This window comes from Terrabacter koreensis, assembly GCF_054783315.1.
In genome coordinates this window covers 91,402-106,194 of sequence record NZ_BAAGQU010000015.1, presented here as the reverse complement: position 1 = coordinate 106,194, position 14,793 = coordinate 91,402, and the positions used below count along the sequence as shown (strand labels likewise).

Genomic DNA, 14,793 nt, shown 5'->3' with positions numbered 1-14,793 from the left:
TCAGACCACCGACTCATAGACGGCGGCGGTCTCGCGGGCTTGGTGCGCGGGCGTGAACGCGGCCCGTTGGGCTCGCTGCAGGCTGGCGGCGTACGCATCGCGGCGGCACGGGTTCAACACGAGGTCAGCGAGCAGCCGGGCGGCACGGTCGACGTCACCCGGCGGGTGCAGCGCTGCGTCGGGAACGCTGCCGACGGTCTCGAGGTGGCCGCCGGCACCCACCGCGACCACCGGCAGAGCCGAGGCCATCGACTCGAGCACGGTGAGGCCGAGGCCCTCGATCCGGCAGGGAGCGAGGAGGACGGCCGCGCCCTCCATGAGCGAAGCGACGTCACTGCGATGACCCAGGAAGCGCGTCGACGCGCCGATGCCCAGCTCGCCGGCCAGAGCGGCGAGCCGGGTGCGTTCGGCTCCGTCGCCCGCGACGTCCAGACGCCAGCCGTCACGGGCGAGGCCCGAGCGCGCGAAGGCACGTAGCGCGACGCCGCCCTCCTTCTCGGGTTCGAGCCGCTGGGCCAACAGCACCACGCGCTCGCGCTCACCCGCGGTGCGCGTCGTGCTCGTCGAGTCCACCCCGGGGTGGATGACGACGCTCGTGCCTGCGATGGCGCGCGAGACGTAGTGGCTGATGGCTATCTGCGCGTCGACCCGCTGTGCCGCACCGTCGGCTGCCCACGTCGACAGCGGGTTGCTGCCGCGGTCACGAGCGAAGTGCCTGGTGACCACTAGCGGCGTGGAGATCCCGAGAAGTGCTGTGGCACAAGCGATCTCAGCAGCCGTCATGTGCGCGTGCACGATGTCAGACGTCGGCGCCCACGTTCGGACAGCGGTGAGCACCTGCGTCACAGTGCTCGCAGACGTGACCCGCACCCGCGGGCCCACTGCAGTCCTCATGCGCGCCGGGTCGCCGCCGACGACGTGCACGTCGTCACCGGCCTCGGCCTGGGCACGAGCCAAGCGCGCGACATGGCTCTCCACTCCGGCGAAGGCGTCGGAGCGAACCGCGTGCAGGATCCTCATCGGACGGCTCCACCCCCGCTGGGGACCGTCCGCACCGCGCGCGCCTCTGACAGCACCTCGAGGTAGCGGCGGGCGACCTCGGACCATGCGTGGGACTCCGCGCTGGCACGAGCGGCAGGTCGCGACACCTCGGGGTCGAGGTCGAGCACCCGACGGAGACCGGCGGCAAGGTCGGCCGGTCCACCGCCGACGACAGCACCGTTGACACCGTCCGTGACGACGTCGGGGACGCAGCCGGTCCGGGTCGCGACGACCGGCACCCCGCAGGCGAGCGCCTCGAGCACGACGAGGCCGTAGGACTCGTACGCGCTCGGCATCGCGAGCACGTCGGCTGAATGCAACCACGGTCGCGGGTCGGCGTGGGCCCCGACGAAGCGCAGCCGCCCACCGAGGCGCTGTGCCGGCGGCCGGGATGCTTCCGCAGCCACGAGCTCGGGGGTGCCGCCGACGACGACCAGCTGGACCTCTGGCCCGAGCAGCTCGAGTGCCTCCACGAGGGCTGGGAGGCCCTTGCGGCCGAACTCGTTGCCGATGAAGAGAACCATCCGGCCCTCCGCTGACAGTCCAAGCGCCGTACGGGCCTTCTCGCGCTCGGCAGCCGTGGGGGGACTGAACCGCTCCACGTCGACGCCGTTGCCGATGACCACGGTGGGCAAGGCCAGCCCCGGGTAGGTCCTGCGCAGCAGGCGTTCCTCCTCGTTCACGAGGTTGACGACGAGCCGGTGCCGACCTGCGCCCGAGTACCGCCGACGGTCGCGCGCCGTCGTGAAGAGGTGCAGCGGGTTGCGCACCATACGCAGCCAGTAGTGGCCGCGCGCGCGCATCGCCGCCTGGACGAGGCCGTGGTTGACGTAGACGTCGCCGGCGAGGGCATCGTTGTGGCAGACGGACAGCTGGTCCGGGTGGTCGCGAAGATACCTGCGGGCTCGGTGGGTGCCCACCGTCGAGAACCACACCACACGGGCGAGCAGCGCCAGCCGACCGGCGACTCCCCCGCCGGCCGTCGGCAGCCACGCCCCTCCGGCCTCGCGGAGCGTGAACCGACGGACGTCGATGCCGGCCCTGCGCCACTCCTGCTCGAGGTGGAAGGCCACAGCGCCGACCCCTGTTCCGGGGCCGATCTCGGGAGTGATCTGGACGACGGTGGTCACGAGGTCGTCACCGCCCGGCGCCGAGCGGTCTCGACAGCATCACCGGGCCTGGTCGCGTCTGCCGACCGGTCGGCGTGCGCCTTGGCGCCGAGGCAGATACCGAGCACGACGAACGGCAGGGAGCCCATGACGGCGGCCCAGAAGAGGTCGAACTGCCCCTGGACGAGACGCGAGACCAACACGGCCAGAGCGAGCGAACCGAAGGTCGGGTCGAGGCGCCTCGCCACTCCGACGGACACGATCATCAGCGCGACGAAGGCCGCCAGCCCGAGGACCCCCGCCGAGGTGAGCACCTCGATCTCGGCGTTCGGGGGCTGGAACCGGAAGTCGAACCGGTCGGTGTACCACCAGCGCAGGCCCACTCCGAACCACGGGTCGGTCTGCCACACGGTCATGGAGTCCTGGAACCAGGTGAGCCGCTGCAGCACCGAGTTGAACCTGTTGTCGGACTGGAGCTGGTCCTGCACGAGGTTGGTGACGAAGAGGACGAAGGGGCCGAAGAGCAGGAGCAACAGCTTGGGTCGCTTGCGCTCGCCGTCGGAGCGCAGCACGAGCAGGAAGACGCCGGCCACCGCCCCCAGCACGGCCTGGCGGGACTGCGTGAAGAGCACGGCGAGGAACGTGAGGCCCATCAGGGAGTACGCGGCTCGCCTGGTCAGTCCCACCCACGAGGGACGGGCGCAGGCGATGACGGTGCCGAGCGCGCAGACGGTGCCCGCGAAGTTCTTGTGCATGCCGTAGGGGAAGGAGGGGTAGACGGGCTGGAAGTCACCCTGGGCGAAGTGGACGACACCTTCGACGACCGTGATCAGGGCCAGCACGGCGATGGTGCCGAGAAGCAGCCGCACCCCGGTGCGCGCGCGGCCGTTCGCGCCGACCGCCCAGCCCACGAGAAGCGACCCGGAGACGAGCAGCCAGGTGTGGGCCCACTCGATCGCGTTGGCGGCATACGGGTTGTTGACCACTGTCGCGAGAGTCGCGAACTGGTAGACGGCCGACGCCCACAGCACCGCCCGGAGCCCGGGTGAGAACGGGCGGCGGGCGAGGAAGAGAGCCGGCAAGGTTGCCGCGGCCAGCGCGAAGTCCGAGAGCGACAGGTCCACGCCACCGCCTCCGACCCTCAGCACGACCAGAAGGATGGGCAGCACCGCGAGAGGGATGAGACCGGGGTGCACGGCGGTGACGCCGACCGCGAGCACCGCGGCCGTGATGACGACGGCCGCACTCGGCTGGTCGGCCGCCAGGCGACCGACGACGAGCAGGAGGCCCGCACCGGCGACGACTAGCCCGACCCGGACGAGCGCCTCCCGACTGGTCAGGTCACGGAGCCGGTGCAGCACGACGTCCGTCACGGGACGCTCGCACGTTCAGACGACAGCTCGCGCGGCTTGCGGGTCCAGTCGGCAGGTCGGACCTCGGAGGCCGCCGGCCCTCGGCTGTAGAGACGCAGGCGGTCCCGGGCCGCCCGACGGCGCTCGCGACCGCCCGCGACGGCCCGCACCGCCGAGCCGGCGAGCTGTCCGGCTCGGCTCACCTGCCACCCGAGGGCGCCGTGGTGCTTGCGCAGGTAGATCTCCTGCGCCGCGTGGAAGTACCCCTCGCGACGTGTCGGGTCGGTGCTCGTCGCCGCACCCACGTGCATGGCGTGCGCGTCCGGCACGAGGGCGTGCCTCCACCCCAGCAAGGTGGCGCGGTAGGCCCAGTCCGTCTCCTCGGCATAGAGGAAGAACCGGTCGTCGTCGAAAGCACCGACGTGCTCGATCGCCTCGCGTCGCAGGAGCAGCACCGAACCGATCACGTAGCGGTTCCTGCGCAGACGACCGAGGCCCAGCGCATCGACCCATGTGGCCAGCGGTGCCGGGAACGGCCACTCGACCCGCGACGACTCTCCGGTCGTGTCAACCTGCGACGGGCCGACGCTGGCCAGGTCCGGGGCGGACAGCAACGCCGTGCGCAGTCGGTCGACGTGCTCGGGAAGCACGACCGCGTCGGGATTCACGAGGAGCACGTCCGCGCGCGGGTCCACGTGGCGCAGTCCCTCGTTCACACCGGCCGCGAAGCCGCCGTTGCGCTGAGGGTCCATGTAGCGCGCCCCTGACGCCTCGACCACAGCCCGGACCTCGGCCGAGGACGAGTTGTCGACGACGGTGACCGGCATGTCGCTCAGCGGCTCGAGGGCGCTTGCCAGCAGCTCGGGCTGGCCGTACGCGACGACGACGACCTCGAGGGGCCGCTCGTGGGTGCCGGGCACGACCGCGGGCGTGTCCCACGTCTTCGTCGCGGCGCGGTAGACGTCTTCGTGCCTGGCGGCCACGACGTCCCACGAGGTCGCAGCCGCCCGAGCGAGTCCTGCCTCACGCAGGTGGCGTGCAACGTCAGGGTCACGGACGATCGCGGCGAGGGCCTTGGCGAGCGCCGCCTCGTCCCCCTCCGCGACCACGACCGCCGCGTCGCCGACGACGTCCGGGAGAGCCCCGCTGTCACTGACCACGACGGGGACACCGCAGGCCATCGCCTCGATCGCGACCCTGCCGAACTGCTCGACCCAAGAAGGCGTGGTGAGGGACGGGACGGCGAGCACGTCGAGGGAACGGTAGAAGTCGGCTAGCCGGCCCGGTTCCAGGGCACCGACGAACTCGACGCGGTCGGACACCCCGAGCGTCACCGCGAGCTCTTCCAGCCGCCGACGGTCGGGCCCGTCACCCGCCAGGCGACAGCGCAGGTCGCCCTGGAGTGCGACCGCCCGAAGCAGCACGTCGGCACCCTTGGCGTGGTCGAGACGACCGGCGAAGCCGACGACGGGCGCGTCGTCCGGCGAGCCGGCGTGCGCGGTCGGCGACGGAGTGAACAGGTTGAGGTCGGTGCCGAGGTCGATGGTGCGGGCCCGCCCCGGGAAGCCCTTGCGCTCGACGATGCGGCCGGCCGCGTCGTTGCACACGTTGACGCCGCCGGCGTGGCGCAGGGCTGCGCGCTCGAGCCAGCGGAAGGGCAGCGGGTGCCGCTTGTCGAGGTTCTGGGCGGAATAGAGGACGTAGGGAGCGCGCTGGCGACGCAGCCACCGCAGGGCCAGCACCTCCGCGGTCGCCAGGGCGTACGGCTCCTCGTGGATGTCGATGACGTCGACGGGTCGACCGAGAGCCCGCCACAGGGGTCTGGGATCGTAGACGAAGAGAGCCGGGTGCGAGCCGAAAGTCTTTGCGGCGGAGACGTTTTCATCGTCTCTGGGCTCGAGACGAACCTGACGCCCGCCTTCCGTCCACGACGCGGCCGACACCAGCTCGACCCGGTGCCCAGCGCGGCGCAGTGCACGCTCGCGCTCACGCCACGCGTCGACGACCGCACTGTGGCTCACTCGCAGAGCCCACATGACCCCCCACCCCGCTCTCACTGCCCCCGGCCGATGTCTCGGACTCGGCACAACCATTTGGATGATATGGGAGGATGCGCCTACGTACCGTGGAGTTGGCCGGGGGGGTCAATGACGTTTCGAGAGTTCCTCAGCGTGCTGGGGGCTCGGTGGCGGATCATCGCGCTGAGCCTGCTCGTCGTGGTTGCCGCGACGGCTGTCCAGACGATGCTGACCCCTGCCGTCTACACGGCCAGCGCCAAGATCTACCTGCGCGCGACGCAGCCGCCCACAGCGGGGAGCGGCAACGAGGTCACCACGTATGCCGTGTCGGCCGCTGACCTCGCGACGTACCTCGACGTCCTGACGTCACCCTCGGTGATGGATCCCCTGCGCGCCCGCCTCGGTCTTGCGCCGGGCACCCCGCTGTCGGTCTCGGGCGAGGTCTCCCAGACGTCCAACATGATGACCATCACCGCGACGGGTGGCGACCCCCAGCTGGTGGCGCGCGTCGCCACCGAGGCGGGTCCCGTGCTCGCCGACGTCGCCAAGAAGTTCTCGCCGCTGCTGGCCTCCAACGGACAGTCGGTCGAGGCCGACACCATCGTCCCGGCGTCGGTCCCCGGTGATCCGACCTCGCCCAACGCGAAGCGGAACCTCGCTCTCGGCGGGCTGCTGGGTCTGGCACTCGGCATCGGGCTCGCGCTGCTGCGCCACACCCTCGACACCAAGGTCCGCACGGCCGACGACATCAAGGCCATCTCGAACCGGCCGATCCTCGGCGACCTCCCCATCGTGAAGTCGGTGAAGGACGGCCTGCTGTCCGTCGAGACCGACCCCCATGGCCGGCATGCCGAGTCCATCCGGCGGCTGCGCACCAACATCCTCTTCGTCGACGTCACGACCGGGGGACACTCGTTCGTCGTGACGTCCTCGGTGCCGGGCGAGGGCAAGACGACGACCACGATCAACCTGGCTCTCGCCATGGCCGACGCGTCGTCCAAGGTGCTGCTCATCGACGGTGACCTGCGCAACCCTTCCGTGGCGCGCACCATGGGCCTCGACGGCTCGTTCGGTCTCACGACGCTGCTGCTCGGCCAGGCCGACCCCGACGACGTCATCCAGCGCTGGCGCGAGACCTCGCTCCACGTGCTCCCGGCCGGGCCGGTGCCGCCCAATCCGAGCGAGCTGCTGGGCTCCGAGCCGATGGAGGCGCTGTTCGGCAAGCTGTCGCACGACTTCGACTTCATCCTCGTCGACAGCCCGCCAGTGGTCCCGGTCGTCGACGCGGTGCTCATCAACAAGCTCACCCACGGGCTCATCATGGTGGTCGGTGCGGAGCGAACGAGGAAGCGCGACCTCGCGAGCGCCGTGCAGTCGCTCGAGACGGTCGACGCACCCGTTGCAGGCTTCGCCCTCAACATGGTGTCGGCCGGGTCGTCGATCGCCCACCGTTACGGCTACTACGGACTGGCTCCCGAGGCCGAGCACAAGCCCAACAGGCGAGAGCGCCGGCAGCGTCGCCGCGAGGGCAAGCACGCCTGAAAGTCAGCTCGGTCGCAGCAGCCCGCGGGCGCACAGGTCGGCGACGAAGGTCTCGGTGTCCGCTGCGATCTCCTCCTCGGCGCGACCGACGGCGTCGGCGACACGACCGACCCAACCGACGGCGGGTCCACCGGTGGCCTCGCTCCAGATCACTGCGGCAGGGCCCTCGAGGACGACGAGCGGTCCCCCCGGGAGACTCGCCACGTAGACAGTGAGATCGTCGGCGCCGAGGGTGACCCCGACGTCCTTCGCGACGCGGAAGGCTGCGGTCATCGGCCCGCTCCGGGCCGGCGGCCCAGGACCTCTCGCAGCCCGCGAGCCGGTCGACCGAAGAACTCCGCGACCACCTCGCGCCGCGTCACGGGTCGCCCGCGGACGAGCGTGAGGTGCTCGACGTTGACCAGCACCGAACGTGCGGCCACGACCGCCGAGGCACGGAGCCCACGAGCCGCCCGCACACGCGCGCGCCACTCCTCCCAGCGCGTCCCTCCTCGGGACGCCACCCGCCACAGGTCGTATGCCGGGTCGTCACGGTGCTCGTCGAGGGTGCCGGTGATCACGGAGAAGGCGAGGCCGGCGTCGAGGCGCTGCACCCAGTCGACGATGCGGACGCGCTGGTCCTCAGGTGCCGCGGTCCACACGGACTCGATGTCGTGAGCGCTCTTGGGGTCGCCACCACCGCGGGCGGCGTGGAGCAGGAGGAGGGCGGCCTGGGCGTCTCTGGGGGGCACGGCACAGTCGACACCGCCGAGCACCATCGTCTGGTGCTCCTCCCAGAGGCAGGCGAAGGCAGCGCCCGGCGTGGGCCCGGCACCTGGGTAGGTCCGGTGCAGGTCGAGGAGGCCGAAATCCCTGTGGCGCAAGGTCGCCGAGTGCTCGAACGACGACCCGTAGGCGAAGGTGTTGATGAGGTCCCAGCCGTGGTGGCGCAGCTCGGTGAGCAACGCATCGACGTCCTGTGGGCGGGCCAGCACGTCCGCGTCGGAGTAGCCGCGGCCCGGCACGAGCGTCGGATCGAGGGCGGCGCCCTTGACGTGGAGCACGTCGACGCCGAGGCGAGCTGCCACGCACTGGGCGGAGGCGTGCGCGAACCCGATGCGGACCTCCAGAGGCACCGTCGCAGGGACGTCGGAGTCCTGCGTCGTCTCCTGGGCTGCCATCGCGCGAACCCCTTTAGACTGCATAGGGACTGGTCGATGGCACCCTAACAGCCGGGTGGAGGCGCAGATGCTGCGACGGGAGCGCCTTCGGTGGGCGTCGACCGCTGTCGTCGCCGCGTGTGCCCTCGCCGCGACGGGCTTCGTCACCTTCCGCACCGGCTGGGGTGTGAGGTCGGACGAAGCTGTCGACGCGTGGGTCCTCAGCGCGCTGCCCGAAGGCCTGCGCCTGCTGCTGAGCGACGTCGCGCGGCCTCTGGTCATCGTGGTCCTCACTCCGGTCGTGACCGCGCTCGCCCTGCTGGCCCTGGCTCGGCGGGCCTGGCGCCGGGCGATCGCCGGCGCGGTGATCCCCGCCGCGGCGACGGTCACCGCGCTCGGTCTTCCCTTGCAGGACGTTCTCGGCACCGGCACGGATGCCTTTCCCTCCCACCACGCGACGGTCGGCATCGGGCTGCTCGTGGGGCTCAGCGTGGTCTGGCCCCGACCTGTGGGCAGACGCTGGCTCGTCGCCCTCGGATTCGCCTGTCTGCTGGTCGCCCTGGGAAACGTGTCATGGCACGCCCACCAGCCGCGCGACGTCGTCGGCAGCGCCCTCCTCGTGGCCTTCGTCGCCGCGACCACCTTCGCCCTGGTGGGTGGCGACGGCGCGAACCTGGCTCGACCTGCTGGCGAGGCGAGGTCAGTGGAGACCGATCCAGCACGCTAGCGCTGCCGTCAGGCCGACACCGACCGCCAGACTCGTGCGTGCCCCTCGGCGCTCGCCTCCCAGGTGAACTGCCGCGCCCGCTCGAGCCCTCGGCGCGCCATCGCCTCGACGTCCGCTCCCCCGGCCAGCACGTCGAGCACCGCGGCCGCGAGGGCAGGCCCGGTGGGTTCCACGAGCAACCCACCGTCGGCTACGACCTCGGGCAGCGACGAGCGGTCGGCTGCGACGACGGGCACACCCGTGGCCATCCCCTCCAGCGCCGGCAGACCGAACCCCTCGACGAGCGAGGGGACGACGACGACAGAGGCGGCGGCGTACAGCCCGGGGAGGACGCCGTCGGCGACCCTGCCGACGAGGCGGACCCCGGGCAGGGACCGGAAGAGCTCGTTGCGTCGCGGGTGGGGTGGCCCGGCCAGGACCAGCGTCAGATCGGGCCGCGCGGCGTGCACCTTGGGCCACGCCTCCGCCAGGGCCTCCAGGTTCTTCCGCTCGGAGGCGCCGCCCGCGGTCAGGACGTAGGGGCCGGTGACGCCGAGTCCGGCCAGTGCGTCAGGCGTCAGCGGATCGGCGCCGAGGTAGCGCTGCTCGACCCCGTTCGGCACGACGACAGGGTCGGTCAGGCCGAGCAGGTCCACGGCCTCCGCGGCCGTGTAGGCCGACACGCAGACCACGGCCGCGGCGCGCCGCAGCTCCTCTGCGGCCGCCCGCACCGGGGGCGACTCGTCCGCGTAGCGCCAGGCGACGACGTCGTGGAGCGTGACCACCTCTCGGGGTGCGGGGGGCAGCTCGAGGGACATGCGGTGCACGAGCCCGCCGCCCGCGTACGCCAGGCGCCCAGCGGCAGCGCGAGCCCGCGGTGAGGCTCCCGAGAGCCAGCCCATCGGCAGGCGACGCGTGCCGGCGAGTGATGACCGCAGCGACCGTGTCACGACGTGCCGCACGTCCCACGACTCGTCGGGCCCGGAGAGAGCGGCGAGCGCCGCCGGGGCACGGGAGATGACGTGTCGCTCGTAGGCCTGGGCGCCCATGGGCACCGCGGTGGCCGTCGTCACGATCGAAAGCCGGGGCACGCGTCATCCTGCCTGTCGGAGTCCGGGACGGGGCTGCCCTCGCATCGTAGATTGAGAGCGCACGCGTGCCGTCGGGCCACGCGCGAACGACGGGGAGGAGTCGCGGTGGGTCGTCGCGTCGCCCTCGTCACCTCGTCGTACCACCCCTATCTCGGCGGGGTGGAGTCCCACGTGCGCAACGTCGCCGGAGCGCTTCGGGGCCAAGGCGCCGAGGTCGAGGTGTGGACCGTCGACCGGGGCGAGCGCCTCGGTGTCACCGAGCTCGACGGGACCGTGGTGCGCCACCTGCCGACGCCGATGCCCGCCCGCTCCGTGAAGGCGCTGACCGACTTCGCGCTCTCCGCCCCACGCGCGTGGCACGCCTGGCGGGCCGCTCACCGCGCCTTCGGGCCGGAGGTTCTCCACGTCCAGTGCTTCGGGCCGAACGGGCCGTATGCCGCCGCGCTGGCCGGGCGCACCCGCACGCCTCTCGTGCTCTCTGCGCACGGCGAGACGTTCATGGACGACCACGACGTCTTCGGCACCTCGGCCCTCATGCGGCAGGGTCTGCGCCGCGCCATCGCGTCGGCTGCCGTGACGACGGGCTGCTCGGAACAGGTGCTCGCCGACCTGCGTGACCGCTTCGGCCTCGAGGGTGGCGTGGTCGTGCCGAACGGCGTCGGGCCGGTGCCCGTCGACCCGACGACCACGACCGCACCCGAGGACGTCGACCTGCCGGACGGGCCGGTCGTCTTCGCCGTCGGGCGGCTCGAGTCGACGAAGGGGTTCGACCTGCTCATCGAGGCGATGGCTTCAGAGGGCGACGGCCCTGCTCCGACGGTCGTCATCGGCGGCGTCGGTGCCCAGCACGACGCCCTGCTCGCCCTCGGCGCGCGGCTGGAACTGGACGGCCGCCTGCGGCTCGTCGGACCGCTCGACGAGGCAGGGGTCCACGCCTGGATGCGGCGAGCCGACGTCGTCGTCGTGCCGAGCCGCAAGGAGGCCTTCGGCATCGTCGCATTGGAGGCATGGCGCGCCGGAACCCCCTTGGTGGCAACGACTCTCGGCGGACCAGCATCGTTCGTCACCGACGGCGTGGATGGCGTTCTGGTCGATCCGGTGAACACTGCCGCCCTCGGCGTTGCCATCGGCGGTCTGCTGCAGGACCCGGTGCGCGCAGCCGCCCTCGGGACGGCCGGGCACGAGGCGGCGAGACGCTTCACGTGGGAGGGCGTGGCTGCAGCCTATGCGTCGCTGTACGACCGCGCGCTCGCTACAGGGGCGACCGCTCCTCCGGTCGAGCCGTGAGCCAGCCGAGCAGGAGCGGACCCACGCGACGGGCCGGGCCCGGGATGCCTCGGGTGACGGCTTCGGAGTCTGCAGCAGTGAGCCCCGAGTGCGTCACGCGCAGCAGTACCCCGTAGAGCAGCGCACCCATCCCGGCGGCAGCCACCGCCAGCACCCACGCGTTGCCCGCCACGACGTCGGTGGCCAGCATCAGCAACCCCGCGAGCGCCGCGCCGATGAAGCACGGAAGGGCGTCGCGCAGCGCCTGCCGTGCGCTGATGCCGAGGCCGCGAAGCTCGGAGCGCGCGAGCAGCAGCAAGCTGGTCAGCGAGCCGGCGATGTTGGCCGCGACGGCGCCCCAGATGCCCATCGGTGGGATGAGCGCCACGGCCAGACCCACGTCGACGACGAGCGCCACTGACGTCGCCTTGAGCATCTCGCCGGCCGAGAGCCGCGCCGAGACGAAGGCCACCACAGGGCCGCCGACGGTGGCGAAGCCCGCGGCCACGCCGAGCGCTACGACGACGGGACCGGCCGCGGCGAACTCCTGGCCGTACAGCACGGGCACGAGCACCGCCAGCGGCACGACCGCGACCGCCTCGACCAGGCCGACGACCGTCGCACCCGCCCGCATCACGCGTCTGAAGGCGGGTCGTACGGCGGGCGCGTCGACCTCGAGCAGCCCGGAGATGGCTGGGACGAGAGGTCCGACGAAGGCCTGCGCCGGGGCGAACACGTGCCCCGCCAACCCGTACGCCAGTGCGAAGACCCCGACGGCGGCGGGCGCCGCCAACCAGTTCATGAGGAAGATCTCGCTGCGCGACATCACGAGTCCGCCGATGACGCCTGCCGCCCCCACCGGGAGCGCATAGCGCCAGAAGCCCGTGGGCATCCCGGTCGGCAGCGCGGGCCTCAGCACGGCGCGGCGGTACGCGGTCGAGATGGGCACGAGGCAGAGGGCAACGGCGACTCCGGTGACGATGAGTCGCGTGGTCCAGACCGCGTCAGGAGTGCGCGCCAGGAGCACGACCGCGACCACCGCAGCCTGTGTCGCCAACGAGGTGACGAGAGCGATCTTGGCACCGTCGGCGGTCTTGTTCTCGATCGCGAGGCACGCGACCGCCCCGTCCAGGGCGGCTGGGAAGACGATGCCGAACACGATGGCGACGGCGACCGCACCCGCAGGGACGTCGGCGAACAGCAGGACGACGAGCGAGAGCACCGGGGTCACCACGAGCAGCCGGAACCCCTGCGACTGCGAAAGGAGCCGTGCCACGGCGTCGGTGCGCCCCGCGGCATGCGCCTTGGCGCCGAACTGCACGACGGCGGAGCCGAACCCGGCCGTCAGGATGCGCGCGACGACCTCCATCAGAGCGGTGAGGAAGGCGAGGCGGCCGTAGTCCGCGGCACCGAGCACCCGGGCCATGAGGAGGTTGACGAGGAAGGCGACGGGGATCGCGACGAAGGTGTGCACGATGGTCCAGACCGCCCCGCGCACCGCGCTGGCCTGCAGCCCGCCGCGGCTCAGCGCCCCGGTCGGCTGCTCACTCCCTGTCACGCCGCACCCCGTTCCCCCGATCGAGCGCATCCATCAAGGTCGCGCTGCGCTCCGGGTGGACCTTACGGCAGAACGGCGAGCCGGATGCCCGGATCTCGTCGAGAGCGTCCAGCGTGAAGGTCCTCGTCGAGTCCTCCGCGGGCACCCACACGGAGTACGACACCGGCAGAGCGGGCCTCGGCGCGGTCGCGCCCGCCAGCACGGTCTGCAGCGCCGCCTCGTCGGGGATGACGGAGCGCTCGAAGATCGTGCGGAGCGCCGTGCCGCGCGCCAGCTCACGCAGCACCAGCTCGTTGTGCTCCCGGTCCATCGCGAGCCACTGGGACCCGAGGTGGAAGCGGACGCCCTGCCCGCGCATACGACGACGGACCCCCATGTGGGCGCCGCGGCCCCGGTCGACGAGACGCAGCGCGACCAGCGGTTCGACGCGGTTCACGATCGCCTGCGCGACGCGCGCGGGCACGCCTCCGGTGCGCAGGTGCCGACTGAGCCAGCCCACCCGGAACCAGCGATAGGTGTAGCGGGTGAGCTCGTCGTCCCCGGTGCCCCGCCGCCTTCCCCAGGTCGGCGTGTAGTGCAGCGGCCGAGCCGTGCCCTGCCAGCCCGCACCTCCGGCCAGCACCTCGCGCTCCCACTCCTCGAGCGGCTGCACTGGATAGCACTGGCCCGATACGAGCACGAGGAGGTCGGGGTCGGTCATGTCCCGCGCCTCGCGCAGGGCGTCGAGCGTCACCTCGACCAGTTCCCACGAGCCCCAGTCGGTGGCACGCCCGTGGGTGCGCACTCGGACCCGGCCGTCGTCGACGACCGGCGGCGGGTGCCGCCTGCCGTCGTGCGTGACGAGCACTGAGGACCCGGGGCTGGAGGCCAGGATCGCGCGGACGAGGCGGAGGACCTGATCGGGTTCGGTGTGGCTGAGGACGACGTAGGCGGCTGGCACGGGTCAGGCCCGTGACGGTCGCCGGTCGCCGAGCCGGTTGCGGATCGCTGCGGTAGTGCCGGCGGCCAGGCCACCGAAGGCGGCGGAGGCGTGCAGCGCCCTGCCGCCGACGGCGCGCGCCCGCTGCCGCGGCGTGCGGCCGCCGGCCACGACCGCCTTGGCGCCGTCGAGGACGATGTCACCCACCTGGCGCAGAGCCACCCCGTAGTAACGGCGCAGGATGGGGGCGTCCATCCCGAACGCGTGCGACAGCAGCACGACGTGGTTGCGGTTGCCGTAGAAGGTGTAGCGCACGTCGAAGCGGCGTCCCTTCGTGTAGGGCGCCGCCACGTGCTCGACGAGGGCCGTGGGCGTGTAGACGACGCGATGACCGGCGCGGCCGAGCCGGAGCATGATGTCGCTCTCCTCGCGCAGGCAGGTGCCGGGGAAGAGGTCGACGATGCCGCCGATGTCCTCGAGCGCCGAGCGGCGCACCGACATGTTGGCCCCGAGCACGTGGTCGACGTCGAGGTCACGGCCGGTGTCGGCGGCGAAGTTGCCGGTGAGCGTCCCGTCGGGCAGCAGCCGCCCGACGGCGTCGTGCCCCTCGTGCTCCTCCCCCGGACGGCCGTTGCTCGCGCGGCCGCCGACGGCTCCCACGGACGGGTCCGAGTAGCGGGCGAGGATGTTCTCGAGCCAGTCGGGCTCGGCGTAGGCGTCGTCGTCGATGAACGCCACGACGTCCGACCTCGTCTCGGCGACGCCGATCGCCCGTGACGTCGCGAGCGTGCCGGGGCCGGCGTCGTTTCGGATGTATCGGATCCCTGGGAAGTCGGCGACGACGTCGGCGGTCAGGCGGTGCGGGGACGAGTCGACGACGACGATCTCGTCGGGGGTGCGTGTCTGACGGGTCAGGTGCTGCAGGCAGATTCGCACGTTGTCCGGGCGGTTGAAGGTCGCGACGACGACGTCGACCGACAGGGACGGGGCCTCAGGCATGGCCCGAGTATCGCAACCGGATCGATCTGGCGGGGCTGGACCGGAGAATCCCG

At 72.1% G+C, this 14,793-nt stretch carries 13 protein-coding genes; 3 read left to right on the top strand and 10 right to left on the bottom strand.

Annotation, left to right across the window (positions count from 1 at the left end; genetic code table 11):
* From ACYVNR_RS21460 to ACYVNR_RS21445, 4 genes are read right to left on the bottom strand one after another with little or no spacing between them, the layout of a single operon-like run.
* A complete protein-coding gene (locus ACYVNR_RS21460; protein WP_461050961.1) occupies nucleotides 1-1,020 on the bottom strand; it encodes a glycosyltransferase family 4 protein in 1,020 nt (339 codons plus the stop codon).
* The gene (locus tag ACYVNR_RS21455) at nucleotides 1,017-2,171 is read right to left on the bottom strand and encodes a glycosyltransferase family 4 protein (protein WP_461050959.1); all 1,155 of its coding nucleotides are present in this window, start codon (nucleotides 2,169-2,171) and stop codon (nucleotides 1,017-1,019) included. The genes ACYVNR_RS21460 and ACYVNR_RS21455 overlap by 4 nt, the downstream gene beginning before the upstream one ends.
* Nucleotides 2,168-3,523, bottom strand: coding sequence for an O-antigen ligase family protein (locus ACYVNR_RS21450; RefSeq protein ID WP_461050957.1), 1,356 nt, complete (start codon nucleotides 3,521-3,523; stop codon nucleotides 2,168-2,170). The genes ACYVNR_RS21455 and ACYVNR_RS21450 overlap by 4 nt, the downstream gene beginning before the upstream one ends.
* Nucleotides 3,520-5,523, bottom strand: a complete 2,004-nt coding sequence (locus tag ACYVNR_RS21445; RefSeq protein ID WP_461050955.1) for a glycosyltransferase — start codon at nucleotides 5,521-5,523, stop codon at nucleotides 3,520-3,522. Before ACYVNR_RS21445 ends, ACYVNR_RS21450 begins: the two co-directional genes overlap by 4 nt.
* Nucleotides 5,524-5,649: 126 nt before the next feature.
* Between ACYVNR_RS21445 and ACYVNR_RS21440 the strand changes: the two genes are divergently transcribed.
* Nucleotides 5,650-7,062 carry a tyrosine-protein kinase domain-containing protein gene (locus tag ACYVNR_RS21440; protein ID WP_461050954.1) on the top strand — a complete coding sequence of 471 codons (1,413 nt, stop codon included), beginning with the start codon at nucleotides 5,650-5,652 and terminating at the stop codon, nucleotides 7,060-7,062.
* A 3-nt stretch (nucleotides 7,063-7,065) separates the two neighbouring features.
* Here the strand turns inward: ACYVNR_RS21440 and ACYVNR_RS21435 are convergent, their stop codons facing one another.
* Nucleotides 7,066-7,335, bottom strand: coding sequence for a hypothetical protein (locus tag ACYVNR_RS21435; protein ID WP_458802553.1), 270 nt, complete (start codon nucleotides 7,333-7,335; stop codon nucleotides 7,066-7,068).
* Nucleotides 7,332-8,222, bottom strand: a complete 891-nt coding sequence (locus tag ACYVNR_RS21430; RefSeq protein WP_461050952.1) for a nucleotidyltransferase family protein — start codon at nucleotides 8,220-8,222, stop codon at nucleotides 7,332-7,334. The genes ACYVNR_RS21435 and ACYVNR_RS21430 overlap by 4 nt, the downstream gene beginning before the upstream one ends.
* 67 nt (nucleotides 8,223-8,289) lie before the next feature.
* Between ACYVNR_RS21430 and ACYVNR_RS21425 the strand changes: the two genes are divergently transcribed.
* Nucleotides 8,290-8,928 (top strand): phosphatase PAP2 family protein, encoded by a 639-nt coding sequence (locus ACYVNR_RS21425; protein ID WP_461050950.1) that lies wholly within the window; start codon nucleotides 8,290-8,292, stop codon nucleotides 8,926-8,928.
* A gap of 8 nt (nucleotides 8,929-8,936) precedes the next feature.
* On the opposite strand, the gene ACYVNR_RS21420 is transcribed toward ACYVNR_RS21425, so the two are convergent.
* Complete coding sequence (locus tag ACYVNR_RS21420) at nucleotides 8,937-9,998, bottom strand: glycosyltransferase family 4 protein (protein WP_461050948.1); 1,062 nt, start codon at nucleotides 9,996-9,998, stop codon at nucleotides 8,937-8,939.
* Nucleotides 9,999-10,103: 105 nt separating this feature from the next.
* Here ACYVNR_RS21420 and ACYVNR_RS21415 point away from each other — a divergent pair, with 105 nt between their 5' ends.
* On the top strand, nucleotides 10,104-11,285 hold the full coding sequence (locus ACYVNR_RS21415) for a glycosyltransferase family 4 protein (protein ID WP_461050946.1): 1,182 nt from the start codon (nucleotides 10,104-10,106) through the stop codon (nucleotides 11,283-11,285).
* Here ACYVNR_RS21415 and ACYVNR_RS21410 read toward each other — a convergent pair.
* Genes ACYVNR_RS21410 through ACYVNR_RS21400 form a run of 3 tightly spaced genes read right to left on the bottom strand, consistent with a single transcriptional unit; the run spans nucleotide 11,251 to nucleotide 14,740 of the window.
* Nucleotides 11,251-12,822, bottom strand: coding sequence for a lipopolysaccharide biosynthesis protein (locus tag ACYVNR_RS21410; protein ID WP_461050944.1), 1,572 nt, complete (start codon nucleotides 12,820-12,822; stop codon nucleotides 11,251-11,253). The genes ACYVNR_RS21415 and ACYVNR_RS21410 overlap by 35 nt on opposite strands.
* Nucleotides 12,809-13,762 (bottom strand): hypothetical protein, encoded by a 954-nt coding sequence (locus tag ACYVNR_RS21405; RefSeq protein WP_461050942.1) that lies wholly within the window; start codon nucleotides 13,760-13,762, stop codon nucleotides 12,809-12,811. Before ACYVNR_RS21405 ends, ACYVNR_RS21410 begins: the two co-directional genes overlap by 14 nt.
* A gap of 3 nt (nucleotides 13,763-13,765) precedes the next feature.
* Entirely contained in the window at nucleotides 13,766-14,740 is a 975-nt protein-coding gene (locus ACYVNR_RS21400) for a glycosyltransferase family 2 protein (protein WP_461050940.1), read from the bottom strand.
* Nucleotides 14,741-14,793: the final 53 nt, after the last annotated feature.